Genomic DNA, 20565 nt, shown 5'->3' on the forward strand with positions numbered 1-20565 from the left:
GTTTGAAGAGACGAAGGGCCGCCAGTTTTGGCGGCCCTTCTGCTTTGGGGGAGGGGGATGATTGCCAAGCTGGAAATCTTGGAACATAATGAGAACATATGAGTCGTTCGTCCATGCCTTTCCAACCTTCCAGACCCTCTCCCGCGCGTCTCCTGCCCGCCCGTTTATCCGACGTGCGCTGGCAGCCGGGCCTCACCGCGCAACCGTTCCATTCCGAAATCTTCGCTCCTGCCACCGAGGCGAGCGGGGCAGGGCTGGCGCTTGCGCTGGCGCGTGACGCCTTGACGTCAGTTGAGGCGGGGAGCGACGACACCCGCCAGGTGCTGTGGGTGCAGGATCGCGCGGCGATCCGGCTCGGCGGGCGGCCGTGTCTTGCGGGCCTGCCGCCTGATCTGCGTCATCGCCTGATCCACGTCGCAGCCCACACCCCGAAGACGCGCTGTTCGCGCTGGAGGAGGGGCTCAAGTGCCGTGACCTCGCCTGCGTGATCGGCGAGATCGCGGGCAACCCGCGCGCGCTTTCCTTCACCGCATCACGCCGCTTGAGCCTCACGGCGGAACGCCACGAGGTCAGGCTGTGGCTGGTGCGGCTCGATGCCGTGCCGGACCTCTCCTCCGCCCGGATGCGCTGGCAGGTGCGCGCGGCCCCGTCGCCGCGCCCGCGCTGGAACCTCGCCGCCCCCGGCACTGCCAGCTGGCACGCCGAACTGTTCCGCGCGCGGGCCCATGCTCCGGGTGAATGGATGCTTTGCGATGACGACGGAAACTTGCGCATCTACCGCGATGCCGACCGTGCGGCCGCGACGGATCCTGTCCGTCTGGTTCGCCCGACTGTCGGTCGATCGTTGGCGGCGCGCGTTCGCGCCTGACGCGCCCGAAACCTGCGCGCCCACCGCGCTGATCATCGACACCGCGCATGGCCCGCGCATCATAGCGGCCAATGATGCCGGGCTGGAGGCAGGGGCGAGGGCTGGCATGTTGCTGGCCGACGCGCGCGCGCTGTGCCCTGATCTTGTCGCTGTCCCGGCCGATCCGGCGGGCGATCTGGCAACGCTCGAAAAGCTGGCCCTGTGGGCGCAGCGCTGGGGGCCGTGGAGCGCGCTCGATCCGCCTGACGGGTTGCTGGTCGATGTCACCGGCGCGGCGCATCTGTTTGGAGGTGAGGAGCGGCTGCTGGCCGATGTCGCGCGGGCTTTTGCTGCCCGCGGGCTTGCCACCCGCGCGGCGCTTGCACCGACGGCAGGCGCGGCCTGGGCGCTCGCTCGGTATGGCCCGCCTGCCAGCATCCTTCACCCCGGTGACGACCCGCTCTGCCAGCTCGGCGATCTGCCGGTCGCGGCGCTGCGGCTCGACGATGACGTGCTCACCGTGCTGCGCCGTCTGGGCATCAAGCGGCTCGGCGAACTCGCCGGGGTGAGCGGTACCAGCGACGATCCGGAGGCCGAGGCCGCCGCGCGCGACGCGCTACGCCGCCGGTTTCGCAATCACCGCTCGCCTGCCGCCAACCCGCTGCTGCGATTGGACCAATTGCTGGGCCGCTTGCCCGAACCGCTGCTCCCGGTGATCGATCGGCCCATGCCGATGGTGCAGCGCCGGCTGATGGAGCCCTTGCGTCACCGCGCATCGCTCGACCGGGTGGTGGGCGATCTCGCACAGGACATGGTGCGTGCGCTCGAAGCGCGGGGGGAAGGCGCGCGGCGGCTCGAACTGGCCTTGTGGCGGGTCGATGGCGAGGTGCTGATGCGCCGGATCGAACTCGCCGCTGCAACCCGCGAGCCAGAGCATATGCTGCGGCTGTTCGCGCGGCGGCTTGACGATGTCAACGCGGGGTTCGGGATCGAGATGCTGCAATTGCGCGCCAGCTGGAGCGAGCCGCTGGCGCTGTCGCAGGCCGATCTCGATGCTGCGGCAGAACAGCACGGCACATCGCTGGCAGCCTGCGTTGACCGGCTGACTGTGCGCCTCGGCCAGCAGGCCGTGACCCGCCCAGTCGTGCGTGCCAGTCACATTCCCGAGCGCGCGCAGGGCTGGCAGCCACCGCTCGCCCCGGTACCGCCAATGCAAAGCCAACTCGCTTTCAACACCCGCCCGCTCAAGCTGCTCGACCAGGCCGAGCCGATCGCGGTGCTCTATGCCTCGCCCGATGGCTTCCCCCAGCGTTTCCGCTGGCGCGGTGCGGTACGCGAGGTGGTGCGTGTGGAAGGGCCGGAGCGGATTGCCCCCGAATGGTGGCGCGAGCGATCCAGCGTGCGATTGCGCGACTATTACCGGATCGAGGACGAAGCCGGACGGCGCTACTGGATCTATCGTCAGGGGAGTGTGGGCGATGGGCGCGGGGGGACACCGGACTGGTTCCTGCAAGGGCTTTATACCTGATGTGGTGCCCCCCAGCGCTCAGCATTCCTTTACCGAATTGTGAGAGACTTCACTCATGCACCTCGATTCGATCCCGCGCGCATCCGAACGTCGGCCCATGCATCTCACGGTGAAAAGCCGGGTGCGTTCGCGTGTGGTGTTTGTCGATCTGCTCGACCTGTCCGAAGGCGGCTGCAAGATTCGCGCGAAGGCCGGCTTTGCCGAGGTAGGCGACCGCGTGACGATGAAGGTCAACGGAATCAATACGCCGCTCGGCTCGATCGCCTGGGTGGACGGCGGGTTGGCTGGTGTTGCCTTTGAAGGCGCGATGCATCCGGCTGTAATTGATTATCTGTTCCAGCAGCACGAAGTGCGGGAAAGCCTTCCCAGCTTCCGCCGCATCGTCTGATCGATCTTGCAAGCTTTGCATTTGGCAACAAGAATTGCGGAACATATAAGGAACATCAAAAGGTGTTCCGATGGTTCAGCAGCCCCTCAGAAAGCGCGACTTACGCCAGAAGCTTGAAATCCTTGCCGATGCGGCGAAATATGACGCGTCCTGCGCCTCGTCCGGCACAGCGAAGAAGAATTCGCTGGGCGGGAAGGGAGTGGGTTCGACTGAGGGGATGGGCATCTGCCATGCCTATGCGCCGGACGGGCGCTGTATCTCGCTGCTCAAGATCCTGCTGACCAATCACTGCATCTTCGATTGCCACTACTGCATCAACCGCAAGAGCTCGAACGCCCCCCGCGCGCGGTTCACCCCGCAGGAGGTGGTCGACCTGACGCTGAGCTTCTACCGGCGCAACTACATCGAAGGGCTGTTCCTGTCCTCAGGGATCGTGAAGAGCGCCAATCATACGATGGAGCAGCTGGTCGAGGTCGCCCGCATCCTGCGCGAGGAGCACGATTTTCGCGGCTATATCCACCTCAAGACCATCCCCGAGGCCGATACCGAGATCATCCATCAGGCGGGCCTCTATGCCGACCGCGTCTCGATTAATGTCGAACTGCCAACCGATCAGGGCCTGACCCGGCTCGCGCCCGACAAGAACGCCCGCCAGATCGAGGGCGCGATGGGGCGCACAAAGGAGCGCATCCTCACCGCGAAGGATGAGCGCAAGCGTTTCCGCCATGCGCCGCGCTTTGCCCCGGCGGGACAATCGACGCAGATGATTATCGGCGCGGACGATGCCAGTGATGCGGCGATCATCGGCAAGGCGAGCCGGCTCTATGGCGATTTCGGTCTCAGGCGCGTTTATTACAGCGCCTTCTCGCCGATCCCCGATGCGAGCGCTGTGCTGCCCCTCAAGCGCCCGCCATTGCTGCGCGAGCACCGGCTGTATCAATCCGACTGGCTGATGCGCTTTTACGGCTTTGCCCCTGAGGAGGTGGCCAATGCGGCGGAAGCGGACGGCAACCTGCCGCTCGATATCGACCCCAAGCTCGCTTGGGCGCTGAAGTTCCGTGGGAGCTTCCCGGTCGACGTCAACCGAGCCCCCAGGGAGATGCTGTTGCGGGTGCCGGGGCTGGGCACCAAGGCGGTGGCGCGCATCCTCGCCTCGCGGCGGCACCGGCGGCTGCGATTGGACGATGTCGCGCGGCTGACGGTGTCGGTCGCCAAGGTGCGCCCCTTCATCTGCACGGTGGACTGGCGCCCGACCTTCCTGACTGACCGCGCGGATTTGCGGGGGTTGATCATCCAGAAGTCCGAACAGCTGGAGCTGTTCTGATGCGCGTCATGCCCTACGCCGCAATCGGCGCGCATTACGCCGTCCACTTGCCCGCGCCCGACGATTTTGCCTTCTGGCGCGAGCGGGCGCGGGGGCTCATCCAGTGCGATGTGCCGCCTGACCGGGTATCGTGGATCGAGCCGGGGGCGACCGGCGATCTGTTCGCCGCCGAAGGGCCTTCCCGCGCCGAGCGCCGGATGCCTGCACCGCCTGCCGATGCGCGTCCCGTCCGCGCCAGCCAGCGCTTCCTGACGCTCGCCCGCAGCGCCGCTTTGCATAGCGAACCGACGCGCTTCGCCCTCCTCTACCGCGTGCTGTGGCGGCTTCAGCGCCAGCCCCGGCTGATGGAAGACAAGGCCGATCCCGAGGTTCGTCGCCTCGAAGAGCTCGCCAAGTCGGTGCGGCGTGATGCCCACAAGATGCACGCCTTCGTCCGCTTCCGCGAGGTGCAGGAGGAGGACGGCACCCCTCACTTCGTCGCCTGGTTCGAGCCCGATCATCACATCGTGCGCGCCGAGGCGGCTTTCTTCATGCGCCGCTTTGCCAATATGCGCTGGTCGATCCTCACCCCGCGCGGGAGCATCCACTGGGATGGCACCACGATGCGCGAAGGCCCGCCCGCGCGCCGCGAGGATGCGCCGGGCGGCGATCCGGTCGAGGAACTGTGGCGGTCCTACTATGCCTCGATCTTCAATCCGGCGCGGCTGAAGGTCGGCGCGATGCTCTCGGAGATGCCGAAGAAATACTGGAAGAATCTGCCCGAGGCCGAGCTGATCCCGCAGCTCATCGCCGGCGCGCAGGCGCGCGAGGCGGCGATGGTGGCGGCGGGCGCGCGGGACGAGCGGGCGCGGCCGGAGACGCTTGCCAAAGTCGCGCAAGGCATCGCCGCCTGCCGCGACTGTCCGATTGCCGACTGCGGCACCCGCGCGGTGGCGGGGGAGGGGCCTTCGCAGGCCGCGCTGATGATCGTCGGCGAGCAGCCCGGCGATCAGGAGGACATCGCCGGGCGGCCTTTCGTAGGCCCGGCGGGGCAGCTTCTGGACGAATATCTTGCCGCCGCCGGTATCGAGCGGGGCGCGGCCTATGTCACCAATGCGGTCAAGCACTTCAAGTTCGCATGGAAGGGCAAGCACCGCCTGCACCAGTCGCCTGGTGCGAAGGAGATCGATACCTGTCGCTGGTGGCTCGATGCCGAGCGCGCGCTGGTGCGTCCCCGGATCGTGCTGGCGCTGGGGGCAAGCGCGGCGCGCGGGTTGCTCGGGCGCACGGTCAGCGTCAATCGCGAGCGTGGCCAGGCCATCCTGCTTGGTGACGGCGCGGAATTGTGGGTGACGGTCCACCCCTCCTACCTTCTGCGATTGGACGGCGCGGCGCGCGAAAAGCAGGCGGTGCTGTTCGCTGCGGATCTGGCGATGGTGCGGGAGCGATTGGGGGTGGACTGATGCCCGACGCCCCGCTCACTCCCGACAAGCGCAGGCTCGATATCGACCCCGACGGCATCGCCGCGCCGCCACGCGCAGCCTTCGTCGAACTCGGCCTCGTCAGCTGCTTCAGCTTCCTGCGCGGCGCCTCGGACGCGGTCGATCTGGTGCTCGCTGCCCACGCGGCGGGTTATGACGCGATTGGTATCGCCGACATCAATTCGATGGCAGGCGTGGTGCGCATCCATACCGAGGCGCGGACGCTGAAATTGCGCCCGGTGATCGGTTGCCGGATCGAGACGGTTGAGGGCCTCGCCTTCCTCGCCTACCCTGAGGACCGCGCCGCCTATGGCCGCTTGTGCCGCTTGATCAGCGCGGGCCGGATGCAGACGCTCTCGGGCGAATGGCAGGACAAGGGCGTGTGCGAGATCGACCTTGCGCTGCTGGCCGAGCATTCCGAAGGCGTGCAGTTGATCCTGCTCCCGCCGGATGATCCGGATGCGCGCTTCACCATTCAGGTGCCGAGCAATGTGATCCCCTTTCCCCGTCCCGGCCCCCGAGCCGGGAGCCCGCTCCCTTCCGATAGCGGCCCGCAAGACAGCGGGGCCCCGGATCAGGTCCGGGGTGGGGGGAGCATGGAACTGACTGCCCCGTTCGCCGACCTCCTGCCCCACCTCGTCCGCCAGTTTCCCACGCTGCGCCACATCGCCGCCAGCTACCTTTATCGCGGTGACGATATCGCGCGAATCGAGCGACTGGACGAACTCGCATGCGCTCACGGCCTTGGCCTCCTCGCCACCAACGACGTCCACTATCATGCGCCCGAGCGGCGCGCCTTGCAGGACGTGATGACCGCGATCCGGCACAAGACCACCGTGGCCGCCGCCGGGCACCTGCTCCACCCCAATGCCGAGCGGCACCTCAAGTCCCCGCAGGAGATGCGGCGCCTCTTCGCCCGCTGGCCTCACGCGATCCGCGCCGCGCGCGAAGTCGCCGATCGGTGCAACTTCAGCCTCGATGAACTGCGCTACGAATACCCGGAGGAGATCTACCCCGACGGCCAGACCCCGCAGGCCTTTCTGGAGAGCGAGGTCTGGGCCGGGGCAGGGGGGCGCTATCCCGAAGGGTTGCCCGAAACCGTCCGCGCCACGCTGGAGCGCGAGCTTGCCCTTATCGCCAAGCTTGATCTGGCGCGCTACTTCCTCACCATCAAGGACATCGTCGATTTCGCGCGGGGGCAGGAGCCGCCAATCCTGTGTCAGGGGCGCGGCTCAGCGGCCAACTCCGCCGTGTGTTACGTCCTTGGCATCACCAGCGTCGATCCGGCCAAGCACCAGCTCTTGTTCGATCGCTTCATCTCCGAAGAGCGCAAGGAGCCGCCCGATATCGATGTCGATTTCGAGCATGAACGGCGCGAGGAGGTGATCCAGTACATCTACCGCAAATATGGCCGCCACCGCGCCGGGCTGTGTGCGACCGTGATCCACTACCGCCCGCGCATGGCGATCCGCGAGGTGGGCAAGGCGATGGGCCTGTCGGAGGACGTCACCAGCGCGCTGGCACGCACCGTCTGGGGCGGGTGGGGCCGCGAGATTTCCGAGAAGCACGCCGCCGAAACGGGCCTCGACATAACCGACCCGCACTTGCGCCGCGTGCTCAAGCTCACCGAGCAGATGATCGGCATGCCGCGCCATCTGGGCCAGCATGTCGGCGGCTTCATCCTGACCGAAGGCGCGCTGACCGAGACCGTCCCGATCGGCAATGGCGCCATGCCCGAGCGGAGCTTCATCGAGTGGGACAAGGACGATATCGAGGCGCTGGGCATCCTCAAGGTCGATGTGCTGGCGCTGGGGATGCTGACCTGCATTCGCAAATGCCTCGATCTGCTGGGTGCGCATCACGGCCGCGCTCTGACGCTCGCCACTGTCCCGCGCGAAGATCCGGAGACTTACGCCATGCTGCGCCGGGGCGATTCGCTCGGGGTGTTTCAGGTCGAGAGCCGGGCGCAGATGAACATGCTCCCGCGCCTGCGCCCGCGCGAATTCTACGATCTTGTCATTCAGGTCGCGATTGTCAGGCCCGGCCCGATTCAGGGCGACATGGTGCATCCCTATCTCAAGCGCCGCCGCGGTGCAGAGCCCGTCCAGATCCCCGCGCCCGCGCCCGAACACGGGCCGCCGGATGAGCTCACCAGCATCTTGGGGCGCACGCTGGGCGTGCCGATCTTTCAGGAACAGGCGATGAAGATCGCATTGGATGCGGCGAAGTTCTCCAGCCTCGAAGCCAACCGGCTGAGAAAGGCGATGGCGACCTTCCGCAGCCGGGGGATGGTGGACGAGCTTCAGGACATGATGGTCGAACGCATGGTCGCGCGCGGCTATGATCGCGACTTTGCACAGAGATGCTTCAATCAAATCAGAGGTTTCGGCGAATATGGCTTTCCCGAAAGTCACGCTGCGAGCTTTGCCCAGCTGGTTTACGTGTCGAGCTGGCTCAAGTGCCACTACCCGGCTGCCTTCGCCTGCGCGCTGCTCAATTCGCAGCCGATGGGCTTCTACGCGCCCGCGCAGATCGTGCGCGACGCGGCGGAGCACGGGGTGCGGGTGCTGCCGGTCGATGTGAATGCAAGTCTCTGGGATTGCACGCTGGAGGGCGAAGCCCTGCGCCTTGGCTTGCGCCAGATTGACGGCCTGCCCGAACACGTCGCCGCCGCGCTTGTCTCGGCGCGCGAGGCAGGCGGGGCTTACCGCGATATTGCCGATCTGCGCGCACGGGGCCGGCTGTCGCCGGTGCATATCGAGCGGCTCGCCAGCGCCGATGCTTTCACCTCGCTGGGGCTCACCCGCAGACAGGCCTTGTGGGATGCCCGCAGTCTGATTGCCGCGCCCGACCTGCCTTTGTTCCGCGCCATGGGCGTGCGCGAGGAGGGGGCGGAGCGCCGTGCGATCACACTCCCCGCCATGCCCCTGTCCGAGGAAGTGGTGGCCGATTACCAGACCACCCGCCTCAGCCTGAAGGCGCACCCCATGGCCTTCCTGCGTGCCGATCTGGCCGAGCGCGGTTTCGTGCGCGCCTGCGATTTAAGATCGCGGAAATTCAGGAGCATGGTGCAGGTCGCTGGCGTGGTGCTGATCCGCCAGCGGCCCGGCAGCGCCAAGGGCGTGACCTTCATCACGCTCGAGGACGAGACCGGGGTGGTCAACCTCGTGGTATGGCCCGATCTCAAGGAAAAACAGCGCAAGGTGGTGATGGGGGCACGGCTGATGGAGGTGCGGGGCCGGGTCGAGTATGATGACGAGGTGATCCACGTCATCGCCGCCCATCTGACCGATGCGACCCACCGGCTTCACGCCCTGTCCGACGACCTGCTCGACGCCCCGCTCGCCCGCGCTGACGAGGTCAATCGTCCGATGCCGGAGCGCGGCCCCGGTGGGCATCCACGCGATGCCCGTATCATCCCGAAATCACGCGATTTTCACTAGGCCTGCGCCCTGAATTTCAGGCAGCTTCGAGCGCATAGCCGGCGGAACGCACCGTGCGGATCGGATCTTTCGCACCGTCAATCCCGATCGCCTTGCGCAGCCGCCGGATGTGGACGTCAACCGTGCGCAGTTCGATGTCCGAACCCGTGCCCCACACGCCATCGAGCAGTTGCCCACGGCTGAACACCCGGCCAGGGCTTTCCATGAAGAATTTCAACAGCCTGTATTCGGTCGGCCCCAGTTGCAGCGCGCGGCCGCGGCGCTGGACCTTGTGTGCCACCGGATCAAGCTTGAGATCGCCCACTTCGATCGTCTCGCCTGCCAGCGCAGGACGGATGCGGCGCATCACTGCCGCCACACGCGCCAGCAACTCTCTGGGAGAAAAGGGTTTTGTGAGGTAATCATCAGCCCCGGTCTCAAGCCCGCGCACCCGGTCGTCCTCGGCTTCGCGGGCGGTCAGCATGATGATCGGGACATGGGCCGTCTGCTTGTCGCGGCGCAACCGGCGGCAGACCTCGATCCCGCTAGTGCCTTCGATCATCCAGTCGAGGATGATGAGATCGGGCATTTCCTCGGCGGCGAGCACCAGGGCTTCATCCCCGTCGCCGGTGCAGCGTACGGCGTAACCTTCGTTGCGGAAACGATATTCCAGCAATTCGGAGAGCGATGGATCGTCTTCGACCAGCAGCAATTTGGCAGCGGACATGCGCGATATGCCTCCTCAGACCCGCCAATGCGGGGAACCGCCGACCCTATGTGTCACTTGCGCGACAGTTTGATGAAACCGCGCCGGAATTCAACCGCGGCCTGCCCGAACCCGCCATGTTTCACGTGAAACCGCCTGTTCAAGGCGCAGCAAGATCCCCGCGAAGCGAGGCTAAGGGTGGTCTAAAGCGGGGCAAGCAGCAGGCGAGACCGGTTCAAAACCGGCCTGCCGCAGGCACGCTTCAGCGGTCGCCTTCGGGCGGGTAGACGCCGGTGGCCGCGAAATGCACCATCTCGGCCACGTTGGTCGCATGATCGCCGATGCGTTCGATGTTGCGGGCCACGAACAGCAATTGCGCCGCGCTCGAAATGGTCGAAGGATTTTCCACCATGTGGCTGACAAGGTTGCGGAAGATCGAGTTATAGAACCCGTCGACCTTGGCATCAGTGGCAATCACTTCGCGGGCAAGGTCAGGATCGCGCGCGGCATAGGCGGTCAGCACATCATGCACCATCTCGCCCGCCAGTTCGCCCATCGTCGGCAGCAGCGTCAGCGGTTCGAACCGGGCGCGTCCTTCGATCATCCCGGTGCGCTTGGCGATGTTCTTCGAATAGTCGCCGATGCGTTCCAGCACCCCGCCGATCTTGAGCGCGGCGATCACTTCGCGCAGGTCATCCGCCATCGGGGCGCGCAGCGCGATGATCCGCACGGCGAGCTTGTCGACTTCCATTTCCAGCGCGTCCATGCGCTTGTCACGGGCGACAACCTGTTCGGCCAGCACTTCGTCGCCGCGCACCAGCGCATCGAGCGATTCGGCGATGGCAACCTCGGCGAGGCCACCCATCTCCGCGATCAACCCGCGCAGACGGGTGATGTCTTCATCAAATGCCTTGACGGTGTGTTCAGCCATCAGCCGTACCTTCCGGTGATATAGTCTTTGGTACGCTCTTCGATCGGATTGGTGAAGATCTCCGAGGTCGGGCCATATTCCACCATCTTGCCGAGGTGAAAGAAGGCGGTGCGCTGGCTGACGCGGGCGGCCTGCTGCATCGAGTGCGTGACGATCACGATGGCGTAGCGCCCGGAGAGTTCATCGATCAGTTCCTCGATCTTGGCGGTCGCGATCGGATCGAGCGCGCTTGCCGGTTCGTCCATCAGGATAACCTCCGGGTCAACGGCTATCGCCCGCGCGATGCACAGGCGCTGCTGCTGACCCCCGGAAAGCGCGGTGCCGGAATCATCGAGCCGGTCCTTGACCTCGTCCCACAGGCCCGCGCGGGTGAGCGAGCGTTCCACGATCACGTCGAGATCGGCCTTCTTTTCCGCCAGCCCGTGGATCTTGGGGCCATAGGCGATGTTTTCGTAGATCGACTTGGGGAAGGGGTTGGGCTTTTGGAACACCATGCCGACGCGGGCGCGCAGTTGCACAACGTCCATGCGGCTACCGTGAATATCCTCCCCGTCGAGTTCGATCAGGCCTGTCACCTTGGCCGCGCCGATGGTGTCGTTCATGCGGTTGAAGCACCGCAGGAAGGTCGATTTCCCGCAGCCCGACGGGCCGATGAAGGCGGTGACGTAATTGGGCGAAATGTCGATCGAGACGTGATCGATCGCTTTCTTCTCGCCGTAGAAGACACAGACGTCCTGCGCGCGGATCTTGGCGCCTTCGTCAGCCATGTTGGGATGAATCACAGTCACCAGCGTTTCTCGAACTTGTTGCGGAGGTAGATGGCAAGGCCGTTCATGACGAGCAGGAACACCAGCAGCACGATGATAGCCGCGCTGGTGCGCTCCACAAAGCCGCGATCGATCTCGTCGGACCACAGGAAGATCTGCATCGGCAGCACCGTGGCGGGCGAGGTAAAGCCGTCGGGCGGGGTGGCCACGAAGGCGCGCATCCCGATCAGCAGCAGCGGGGCGGTTTCGCCCAGCGCACGGGCCATGCCGATAATGGTGCCGGTCAGCATCCCCGGCAGCGCCAGCGGCAGGACATGGTGGAACACGACCTGCACCGGCGAGGCGCCGATGGCGAGCGCACCGTCACGGATCGAGGGCGGCACCGCCTTGATCGCGTTTCGCCCGGAAATGACGATCACCGGCATGGTCATCAGCGCCAGCGTCATGCCCCCGATCAGCGGGGCGGAACGTAGGTTGGGGAACAGCCACAGGAACACCGACAGGCCCAGCAGGCCGAAGATGATCGACGGCACCGCCGCAAGATTGCTGATCGAAACCTCGATGATGTCGGTCCAGCGGTTCTTGGGGGCATATTCCTCAAGGTAGAGGGCCGAGAGCACGCCGATCGGGAAAGCCAGCACCAGCGTGACCAGCATCGTCAGCATCGAGCCCTTGAGCGCGGCCCAGATGCCTACCGCCTGCGGGCTGGTGGCGTCCGAACGGGCAAGGAAGCCCCAGTCCCAATTGTTCGCCAGCTTGCCTTCATCGGCAAGGCGCTGTGCCAGCGCGCGTGTTTCGGGCGGGCCATCACCGCGCAGCGCAGCGGCCATCGCCGAGGTTGCGGGCAGATCGAAGCTGGCCGTGCGCCCGAGCAGCGTGGGGTCATCAATGATCGCGGCGGCGACATCGCGCCAGGCATCAGGCGAAAGCTGCGCGGCACCCGCCTTGCCAAGCTGCATTTCCGCTTCGAGCTGCACGGCTTCGGCGAGGTTCTGCTTCTTGAGCCACAGCATCGCTTCGGGCGTATCGAGCTGGGCTGCATCGGCGCTGATCTGCGTTGCGGGAAGATTGATGCTCACCGTCATTTCGGCGCGCTGGAACCCGGCAATGCCGTTGATCGCCATATTGCCGAGCAGGAACACCAGCACCGCGACCGAGAAGACCACGGCAGACAGGCCCAGCAGGCGGAAATTGCGTTCGGCGCGGTAACGCTTGGCCAGCCGCTTTTCGAAGGCAGGCGTACGGGTCGGCCCGACATTCGGTGTGGTATCGGGGAGGGCTGCGGTGCTCATTCGTAGGCCTCGCGGAAACGCTTGACGACGCGCAGGGCGATGAAGTTGAGCGCCAGCGTCACCATGAACAGCACAAAGCCCAGCGCAAAGGCGCTGAGTGTGGCGGGGTGATCGGTGCTCTGTTCGCCGGTCAGCAGCTTGACGATCTGCACCGTCACGGTGGACATCGGCTCAAGCGGGTTGGCGGTCAGATTGGCGGCAGGCGATGCGGCCATCACCACGATCATCGTCTCGCCAATGGCGCGGCTGACCGCGAGCATGATCCCGGCGACGATGCCGGGCAGGGCAGCGGGGAACAGCACCTTGCGGATTGTCTCTGACTTGGTCGCACCCATTGCCAGGCTGCCGTCGCGCATCGCGCCGGGGACAGCGGCCATCGAATCGTCCGCCATCGATGACACGAAGGGAATGATCATCACTCCCATCACGATGCCAGCGGCCAGCGCGCTTTCAGTCGAGGCACTGGCGATGCCGAGGGAAACCGCCGCATTGCGGATCGCAGGGGCGATGGTGAGCGCGGCGAAATAGCCATAGACCACGGTCGGCACGCCGGCGAGAATCTCCAGCAGCGGCTTGATCCAGGTGCGCACGCGCGGGTCGGCATATTGGGTGAGATAGATCGCGCTCATCAGGCCGAGCGGAATGGCAACGATCATGGCGATGATCGCGCCGATGAAGATCGTCCCCCAGAACAGCGGCACCGCCCCGTAACGGGTGGGATCGACGGCGTCCGGGCTGGCGGTGGTGTCCGGCCCCCATTTGGTGCCAAACAGGAAATCGACCGGCGAGACGATGCCGAAGAAGCGCACCGTTTCGAACACCAGGCTGGCGAAGATGCCGAAGGTCGTCAGGATCGCCACCAGCGAAGCGACCAGCAGCACCGCCATTACCGTGCGTTCGACCCGCGTTCGGGCGCCGAATTGCGGCTTCAGCCGAAGGAATGCGAGCGCGCCGCCTGCCAGCGCGATCAGCACCGTCACCATCACGCCGACCGAATTGTAATGGGCGATCGCTTCACGGAACGGAGCGATCAGCGCCTCGGCATCGTCGTTGAATACGCCCGGTGCCTGCCCCAGCGCGACGGCGCGGGCCTCGCCGAGAAAGGCGTCACGTTCGAACGCCATCGCGGGCAGATCCTGCGCCGCCGGGGAGGCCAGCACGGCCTGCATCACCAGCTGCGGCGAAAGCACCGACCACACCACCACGAAGCCGAGCACCGGCAGCACGACCCACAGCGCGACATACCAGGCGTGATAGACCGGCCGCGATGCGGGCCGCTCAGCCGCATCGCCCGTCTGGAAACCCCACGCTTTTGCCCGGCCGGCCAGCCAGCCGACAAGGCCAAGGCCCAGCGCAATGAGGATCAACGTGATCGGCGACATCGATATGACCTGTGCTTCCTGCAGACAATGCGTTTGCGGTCAGGCCGCCAGCGGCCACGCATTCCCGCAAACCCGCCATGGCGGGCCGATGTTGAATAAATAAGACACTACTATGACAATTGTTGGGTTTCTGACGGGTTCTGGTCGAATTCGGCAGCTTCGGGCGGGGGCGCTTCGGCTTCGGCCAGCGGAAACCGCACCACCACGCGTGTTCCCTTACCCAGCTCGCTGGTTATGTCGAGCCGTCCGCGATGGCGTTCCACGATATGTTTGACGATCGCAAGCCCGAGCCCTGTCCCGCCCGAAGCGCGGCTGCGCCCGGGATCGGTGCGATAGAAGCGGCGGGTGAGATGCGGGATCTGTTCGGGTGCAATGCCTTCGCCCTGATCGGCCACGGTCACCCGGGCCAGATCGCCCTGCGCCAGATCCAGCGACACACTGACCGGCGTGTCGGGCGCGCCATATTTGAGCGCATTGTCGACCAGATTGCGCACGACCTGTTCAAGCTGCTGGCGATCGCCGTGCACCACCGGCTGTGCGGCCAGATCGAACAGGAGGCGCTCGGCCCGTGCCGAACCGGCCGCATCACGCGCCGCGCGTTCGACCAGCGCGGCAAGATCGATCCGCTCGGTCGGCAGTTCGTGCTTTTCCGCTTCGACCCGCGACAGGCTCATCAGATCGCTTACCAATGATTGCATGCGCTTGGCTTCACGTTCGATGATTCCGAGGAACTTGGTGGCAGTGGGCGTGTCGAGCTGCGCATCGCCTTCCTGCAAGGTTTCGACATAGCCGAGGATCGCAGCCAGCGGCGTGCGCAGTTCGTGGCTGGCATTGGCGACGAAATCGGTATGCGCGCGGCTGATGTCGGCCTCGGCGGTCTGGTTGATGAATTCGAGCATCGCCAGCCGGTCATCGATCATCTGGCGATTGATCTGCCAGATATCTCCGCGCCGCACGAGCCCGCGCACGATCGCCTCGCGCTGGCCATTCTCGCCCAGCAGCGACACGGCTTCGGGTTGGCGCAAGGCAACGCGGGTGTCCTGTCCGATCACGTGCGGCCCCAGCATCCGGCGCGCGGCATGATTGGCCAGCGCAATGGTGTTGCGGTCCGTTATGACCAGCGGGATCGAGGAATTCTCGATCAGATCGCTGATCGATTCGAGGGTCAGTCGCTGCCTGGTCTTGGCCCGGGGCGGTTCCGGCGGACGCCCCGCCGCCACCAGCAGCGATCCGACCCACACGGTCAGCACCGCCACGGCAATCACCACGTCCACGCCCAGCAACAGCAGCGCCACGAAGGTCACCGCCGCAAGGCTGACGCCGGCGATGGGAAAGTTCTGGCCGCTGCCCATGGCCCAGCGCCTTACAGCCAAGCGCAAGGGCTGGAAAGAGGTGCAAGGCGCACGCCAACCGGAAATGAAAAAGGCGGCGAGGCCGAAGCCTGCCGCCTTGTTCCAGCCTCGTGAGAGGTGGTGACCCCTACGGGAATCGAACCCGTGTTTCAGCCGTGAAAGGGCCGCGTCCTAACCGCTAGACGAAGGGGCCGTCGCGATTGCGAGAGCGCGCCAATAGGGGGGTGTTTCAGGGTGGTCAACCCCCGTTTGCGCTGCCGCCGGGAAATTTTGTGCGCCGCGGCCTCAATCGGCGAAAGCTGCGTCTTCCAGTTGCAGTTCAGCCGTCGGGCGATTGCCCCAGTCATCAATCTTCGCGCGCCCTGCAAGGTGAAAGCGCCGCCCATTGCTGCGGTGCAGCAGGGTCTGGCCCAATTCGGTCTCTGCCGCGCGAAAGGCGATGGCCTTGAAGCTCTTCCCGTCATTGCCGCTTGCGATCAGGCGCACGTGATCCTTGCCAACGATATCGGCCTTCACAATCCGTACCGGGCCAACCGCAACCCGCGGCGCTGGCCAGCCCACGCCATAGGGGCCAGCGGCCTCCAGCGTTTCGACCAGATCGGGGGTCAGGCCTCCCGGTGCCAGCGCGAGATCGAGCAGCATCGCTGCGCCCGCCCGCGCGCGCTCGACATCGCGGGCCAGGCGTTCATCAAGAAAGCCTGCGAAATCAGCGAGCCGCGCCGGGTCGATCGTCAGCCCCGCGGCCATTGCGTGACCACCGCCTGCGACCAGCAGTCCCGCCTCGCGTGCGGCAATGATCGCGGCGCCCAGATCAACGCCGCTGATCGAACGTCCGGAGCCTTTGCCCTGCGATTCGTCCAGTGCGATCACGACTGCGGGCTTTCCGGTCTTTTCCTTGATGCGCCCGGCAACGATCCCGATCACGCCGGGGTGCCAGCCGTGGCCGGACAAGACCTGCACCGCCATGTTGTGCTGGCCCGCCAGCTGCGCCTCGGCCGCTTCCTGCACTTCCGCTTCGATCGCGCGGCGTTCGTCATTCAGCTGGGAAAGCTGCGCGGCGATGGCGCGGGCTTCTTCGGGGTCGTTCGTGGTCAGGAGGCGCACGCCCAGAGTCGATTCGCCGATCCGCCCGCCGGCATTGATGCGCGGGCCAAGCGCGAAGCCGAGATCGCTGCATTGCGGCGCGCGGGCGAGACGGCTTGCATCCATCAGCGCCGCCATCCCGATCCGGTCGCGTCGGGCCAGCACTTTCAGCCCCTGCGCAACAAATGCACGGTTCAGGCCGTGCAGCGCGGCAACGTCGGCCACCGTGCCGAGCGCGACAAGATCGAGCAGGCCCATCAGGTCAGGCTCCGACCGTCCGCCCGCAAACCAGCCCCGGCCTCGCAATGTCCGCACCAGCGCAACGCCGAGTAGGAAGGCGACGCCGACCGCCGCGAGGTGGCCATGCGCCGCGCCCAGATCGCTTTCGTCGAGCCGGTTGGGATTGACCAGAGCGACAGCGGGCGGAAGCTCGGGCGCGCATTTGTGGTGATCGACCACGATGACATCCACCCCCGCATCGCGCGCCATGCCCAGCGCCTCGTGCGCCATCGCGCCGCAATCGACCGTGACGATCAGCTGCGATCCGGTCTCCGCCAGCCTGACCAGCGCCTCTCCGCTTGGGCCATAACCTTCCAGCAGGCGGTCGGGGATGTAGTAACCTGCCTCCAGCCCCAGCTGGCGCAGCAGTTCCACCAACAGCGCGGCACTGGTGGCCCCGTCCACATCATAGTCGCCATAGATCGTCACTCGCTCGCCGGTGGTGACGGCATCGGCCAGACGCTCTGCGGCGGTGTCCATGTCGCGAAGGCACGAAGGGTCGGGCAGGAAGGCGCGCAAGGTTGGTTGGGCGTGGCGGGCAAGATCATCCTCGGCCACGCCACGTGTCAGCAGCAACTGCTCAAGGATCGAATGGTCAAGGCCTTGGGCGGCATCGCCCAGTTCCATGTTCCCGCCGCGCCAGCGCCAGGCCTTGCCCGAAAGCGAGGTGGCAACGCCCAGCACGGGCGCAAAAGCAGGCGGGGGCAGGGGGCTGGCAGGCATGGCGCGCGTTCTAGCGCAAAGCGCGCGGTGCCGACAGGTGGGCGTGGTTGACAATCGACAGGTGCGCGGGGAAGCTTTCGCCAATGGCCTCCGTCTCTTCCCCGCCTCGCGTGTTGATCATCTGGCACAGCCGCACCGGGGCCAGCGCCGCGATGGCGACGGCCGCTGCCGCAGGGGCCGGCGATGCCGGGTGGCTTGTCGCGGCGGCTGATGCTGCGCCCGAGATGCTGCTGGGTGCAGATGGCTACATCTTCTGCTGCCCGGAAAACCTCGCCAGCATGAGCGGTCTGATGAAGGAGATGTTCGACCGCGCCTATTACCCTGTGCTCGGCCGGATCGAAGGGCGGCCCTATGCCACGATCATCGCTGCCGGTTCGGACGGGGAGGGTGCGCAGCGGCAGATTGACCGCATCGCCACCGGATGGCGGCTCAGGCGGGTGGCCGAGCCGCTGATCGTCAATTTCGCGGCGCAGACTGCCGAAGCCATTGCCGCGCCCAAGCAGGTACCCGCAGCGATGATTGCCCGGTGTCGTGAATTGGGCGCTGGCATGGCAGAGGGGCTGCGGCTCGGCGTGTTCTAGAGATTGACCCATTTTGGAACAGCCAAGGCCTTTGGGGACTCGACGATGGCTCGCAAACACGTCAATGATATCTTGGGAGTTTTGCTGAGCCCAGGCACGATATCAGGGGGGCCTGAACCATTTCACAGTCGCAGCGCGCCGATGCCGCAGAGCTGCATTTGCTGTTTGCACCCGGCAAGCGGCCTGATCGGCTCGCGATCGGGGCATTTGCGGCCAATCAGCACGTGGCGGGTATCAGCCATGATCCCTTCCATGATGAAAAGCCGCACGCCGAAGCGGTCTGGCCTGGTCAGCAGCTTTGGGTCGAACTGCTGCGTGACGGATTGACCTTTGATCTCAGCGGCCTTGCTCCGGGCCCGGCGAGCGAATTTCCGGTGGTCGAGCATCGCTTCGATCTGCCAGCGCTGCCTACGGCTGAACGCTTCGAATCGATGGTGCTGCGGGTCGGGCCGCACCTTGCGGCAAGCGGAAACAGCCTGCCGGTGATGCGGGCGCTGTTTGCGCTCGCCGGAGACCTGACCCGCCACTTCGGCGATCTTGCCGCCGTTTGCTGGGGGCCGGCGCGCAGTGCAATCGGGCGACAGTTTTTTGAATCCGTCACTTCCGCATGGCTCGATGGTGGTCCCTTTCCCGCGCTTGGGCTTACCGCCTTTTCACAGGCCGATGATGGCGCGCTGCAAAGCGTGGGACTGACGTTCTGGACCGGGCAGGAACTGCGGATAGAGCCGCCCCTGTGCGGTGATCGGGTGGCAGCGACGCGGCTTGGCATCCGTCTCGTCAATCATCTCGTCATCGCCGGAACACTGACGAATGATGAGCGGATCATCGCGCCGGATGGCACGCGGCTTGTCCTTCGGCCCTCGCGCAATCGCGCCCTTGTCAGCGTGTGGCGGGAATAGATGCAGGTTTGGGGTCGTCGCAATCGCATCACTGTCATCGCCTTCCGCTCGGTCAATGTGCCGGGTTCGCGGGCCTATGACCCCGGTCTGCAACGTCACCACCTGCTGCCCCGGCAATTGCTTTCCCAGCGATGCTTCGGCGCGATGTTTGCCGATATCGGACGCGCGCGGGTAGGATTTGACGATTTCCGCCGCAACGGCCTGCTGCTGCCCGCAAACGAGGTCGCCAGCCTGCGCACCGGGATGCCGCTCCACCGCGGGCCGCACCGGCGTTACAACGAGGTCGTGATCGCCCGCGTCGGCCAGATCGAGGCGCGCTGGTCGCTGCTGCGCCGTCATGACGAGGACGCAGCGCTGGCTGAGGCGCTGATGCGCCTGCATCTGCTGCAAGGTGCGCTGCGCCGCCAGTTGCTGGCGGAGCGTCGGCGGATCCTGCTCAACCGCAATGACCCGCTTGGCACCGGCTTCGACTTTACCGAGCTGGACGCGATGGCCGAGGCTTTGTGGTCAGCGCAGTAACGCGCGGTTACTCTGCTGCCTGCGCCATCGCGGCCCACGAGGCATAGCCCGAATTGCCCGCCAGCCGCGCCTTGGCCTCGTGATATTCACGCTCGAACCGGGCGACGAGGTCTTCGACCGTGCCGACTTCCTTGATCGTGCCGATCCCCTGGCCCGAGCCCCAGATGTCCTTCCACGCCTTGGCCTTGGTGTTGCCGCCGCTGCCGAAGTTCATCTTGCTCGGATCGCTTTCGGGCAGATCGTCGGGATCAAGCCCCGCTGCCTCGATCGAGGAGCGCAGGTAATTGCCATGCACCCCGGTGAACAGGTTGGTGTAGACGATCCCTTCCGACGAACCTTCGACGATGCCCTGCTTGTAGCCTTCGGTCGCGTTGGCTTCCTTGGTCGCGATGAAGGCGCTTCCGGCATAGGCGAAATCGGCGCGCAGGGCCTGCGCTGCAAGGATCGAGGCCCCGTGGCCGATCGAACCCGACAGCGCCACCAGCCCGTCGAACCATTCGCGGATTTCCTGCATCAGCGCAAAGGGCGAAAGCGCGCCTGCATGGCCGCCCGCACCCGCTGCGACCGGGATCAGGCCGGTTGCGCCCTTTTCGATCGCCTTCATGGCGAAGCGGTTGTTGATTACATCGTGCATCGTCACGCCGCCCCAGTTGCGCACGGCGGTGTAGATGTCCTCGCGCGCGCCCAATGAGGTGATGATCATCGGCACCTGCCACTTTGCGCAGGTCGCCATGTCGGCATCGACACGGTCGTTGGTCTTGTGGACGATCTGGTTGACCGCAAAGGGCGCCGCCGGGCGATCCGGATTGGCGCGGTTGTGCGCGGCCAGTTCTTCGGTGATCTGGTGGAGCCACTCGTCAAGCTGCGACTGCGGCCGCGCGTTCAGCGCCGGAAAGCTGCCGATGATCCCCGCCTTGCACTGCGCGATCACCAGTTCGGGGCCGGATACGATGAACAGCGGCGAGCCGATCAGCGGCAGGCGCAAACGATCGAACGGGGCGGGAAGGGGCATGGGTTTCTCCTGAAAACTGTGTTCTTAACCCGCGTCTCTAGCGCCGGTTCCTGATGTGCCAAGCGTGATT

The 20565-nt window shown here is 65.7% G+C and carries 18 protein-coding genes and 1 tRNA gene; 10 read left to right on the top strand and 9 right to left on the bottom strand.

Going from position 1 to position 20565, the window contains the following annotated elements; genetic code table 11:
• The first annotated feature begins 113 nt into the window (after window positions 1-113).
• From CHX26_RS16100 to CHX26_RS10365, 7 genes are all read left to right on the top strand, one after another.
• Window positions 114-488 carry a hypothetical protein gene (locus CHX26_RS16100; protein WP_233997119.1) on the top strand — a complete coding sequence of 125 codons (375 nt, stop codon included), beginning with the start codon at window positions 114-116 and terminating at the stop codon, window positions 486-488.
• Window positions 485-868 (top strand): hypothetical protein, encoded by a 384-nt coding sequence (locus CHX26_RS16105; protein ID WP_233997120.1) that lies wholly within the window; start codon window positions 485-487, stop codon window positions 866-868. Before CHX26_RS16100 ends, CHX26_RS16105 begins: the two co-directional genes overlap by 4 nt.
• Complete coding sequence (locus CHX26_RS10345) at window positions 783-2375, top strand: Y-family DNA polymerase (protein ID WP_104942289.1); 1593 nt, start codon at window positions 783-785, stop codon at window positions 2373-2375. The genes CHX26_RS16105 and CHX26_RS10345 overlap by 86 nt, the downstream gene beginning before the upstream one ends.
• A gap of 55 nt (window positions 2376-2430) precedes the next feature.
• Window positions 2431-2763, top strand: a complete 333-nt coding sequence (locus CHX26_RS10350; RefSeq protein WP_104942290.1) for a PilZ domain-containing protein — start codon at window positions 2431-2433, stop codon at window positions 2761-2763.
• Between the two features lie 70 nt (window positions 2764-2833).
• On the top strand, window positions 2834-4087 hold the full coding sequence (locus CHX26_RS10355) for a putative DNA modification/repair radical SAM protein (RefSeq protein ID WP_104942291.1): 1254 nt from the start codon (window positions 2834-2836) through the stop codon (window positions 4085-4087).
• Window positions 4087-5529: a UdgX family uracil-DNA binding protein gene (locus CHX26_RS10360; protein ID WP_172449786.1), complete on the top strand. Its 1443-nt coding sequence runs from the start codon at window positions 4087-4089 to the stop codon at window positions 5527-5529. Before CHX26_RS10355 ends, CHX26_RS10360 begins: the two co-directional genes overlap by 1 nt.
• The gene (locus CHX26_RS10365; protein ID WP_104942292.1) at window positions 5529-8990 is read left to right on the top strand and encodes an error-prone DNA polymerase; all 3462 of its coding nucleotides are present in this window, start codon (window positions 5529-5531) and stop codon (window positions 8988-8990) included. The genes CHX26_RS10360 and CHX26_RS10365 overlap by 1 nt, the downstream gene beginning before the upstream one ends.
• A gap of 16 nt (window positions 8991-9006) precedes the next feature.
• On the opposite strand, the gene phoB is transcribed toward CHX26_RS10365, so the two are convergent.
• The 8 genes from phoB to recJ form a co-directional block, all read right to left on the bottom strand.
• Window positions 9007-9696, bottom strand: coding sequence for a phosphate regulon transcriptional regulator PhoB (gene phoB, locus CHX26_RS10370; RefSeq protein ID WP_104942293.1), 690 nt, complete (start codon window positions 9694-9696; stop codon window positions 9007-9009).
• Window positions 9697-9937: 241 nt separating this feature from the next.
• Complete coding sequence (phoU, locus tag CHX26_RS10375; RefSeq protein WP_172449787.1) at window positions 9938-10606, bottom strand: phosphate signaling complex protein PhoU; 669 nt, start codon at window positions 10604-10606, stop codon at window positions 9938-9940.
• The gene (gene pstB, locus CHX26_RS10380; protein ID WP_104943379.1) at window positions 10606-11373 is read right to left on the bottom strand and encodes a phosphate ABC transporter ATP-binding protein PstB; all 768 of its coding nucleotides are present in this window, start codon (window positions 11371-11373) and stop codon (window positions 10606-10608) included. Before pstB ends, phoU begins: the two co-directional genes overlap by 1 nt.
• A gap of 17 nt (window positions 11374-11390) precedes the next feature.
• The gene (gene pstA, locus CHX26_RS10385; protein ID WP_104942295.1) at window positions 11391-12665 is read right to left on the bottom strand and encodes a phosphate ABC transporter permease PstA; all 1275 of its coding nucleotides are present in this window, start codon (window positions 12663-12665) and stop codon (window positions 11391-11393) included.
• Window positions 12662-14047 carry a phosphate ABC transporter permease subunit PstC gene (gene pstC, locus CHX26_RS10390; protein ID WP_104942296.1) on the bottom strand — a complete coding sequence of 462 codons (1386 nt, stop codon included), beginning with the start codon at window positions 14045-14047 and terminating at the stop codon, window positions 12662-12664. The genes pstA and pstC overlap by 4 nt, the downstream gene beginning before the upstream one ends.
• Before the next feature lie 110 nt (window positions 14048-14157).
• Window positions 14158-15399, bottom strand: coding sequence for a sensor histidine kinase (locus CHX26_RS10395; protein WP_104942297.1), 1242 nt, complete (start codon window positions 15397-15399; stop codon window positions 14158-14160).
• 118 nt (window positions 15400-15517) lie between these two features.
• Window positions 15518-15592 (bottom strand) — tRNA-Glu (locus tag CHX26_RS10400).
• Window positions 15593-15684: 92 nt separating this feature from the next.
• The gene (gene recJ, locus CHX26_RS10405; RefSeq protein ID WP_104942298.1) at window positions 15685-17484 is read right to left on the bottom strand and encodes a single-stranded-DNA-specific exonuclease RecJ; all 1800 of its coding nucleotides are present in this window, start codon (window positions 17482-17484) and stop codon (window positions 15685-15687) included.
• A gap of 152 nt (window positions 17485-17636) precedes the next feature.
• Between recJ and CHX26_RS10410 the strand changes: the two genes are divergently transcribed.
• The 3 genes from CHX26_RS10410 (at window position 17637) to CHX26_RS10420 (ending at window position 19483) form a co-directional block, all read left to right on the top strand.
• The gene (locus CHX26_RS10410) at window positions 17637-18065 is read left to right on the top strand and encodes a flavodoxin family protein (RefSeq protein WP_104943380.1); all 429 of its coding nucleotides are present in this window, start codon (window positions 17637-17639) and stop codon (window positions 18063-18065) included.
• Window positions 18066-18223: 158 nt separating this feature from the next.
• Window positions 18224-18964, top strand: a complete 741-nt coding sequence (locus CHX26_RS10415) for a hypothetical protein (RefSeq protein WP_104942299.1) — start codon at window positions 18224-18226, stop codon at window positions 18962-18964.
• Window positions 18965-19483, top strand: coding sequence for an AHH domain-containing protein (locus tag CHX26_RS10420; protein WP_104942300.1), 519 nt, complete (start codon window positions 18965-18967; stop codon window positions 19481-19483). It abuts the gene before it with no gap.
• A gap of 7 nt (window positions 19484-19490) precedes the next feature.
• Here CHX26_RS10420 and CHX26_RS10425 read toward each other — a convergent pair whose 3' ends face one another.
• A complete protein-coding gene (locus CHX26_RS10425) occupies window positions 19491-20495 on the bottom strand; it encodes an NAD(P)H-dependent flavin oxidoreductase (RefSeq protein ID WP_104942301.1) in 1005 nt (334 codons plus the stop codon).
• Window positions 20496-20565: the final 70 nt, after the last annotated feature.

Origin of the sequence: Porphyrobacter sp. HT-58-2 (genome assembly GCF_002952215.1) — a bacterium.
Taxonomy (GTDB): Bacteria; Pseudomonadota; Alphaproteobacteria; order Sphingomonadales; family Sphingomonadaceae; genus Erythrobacter.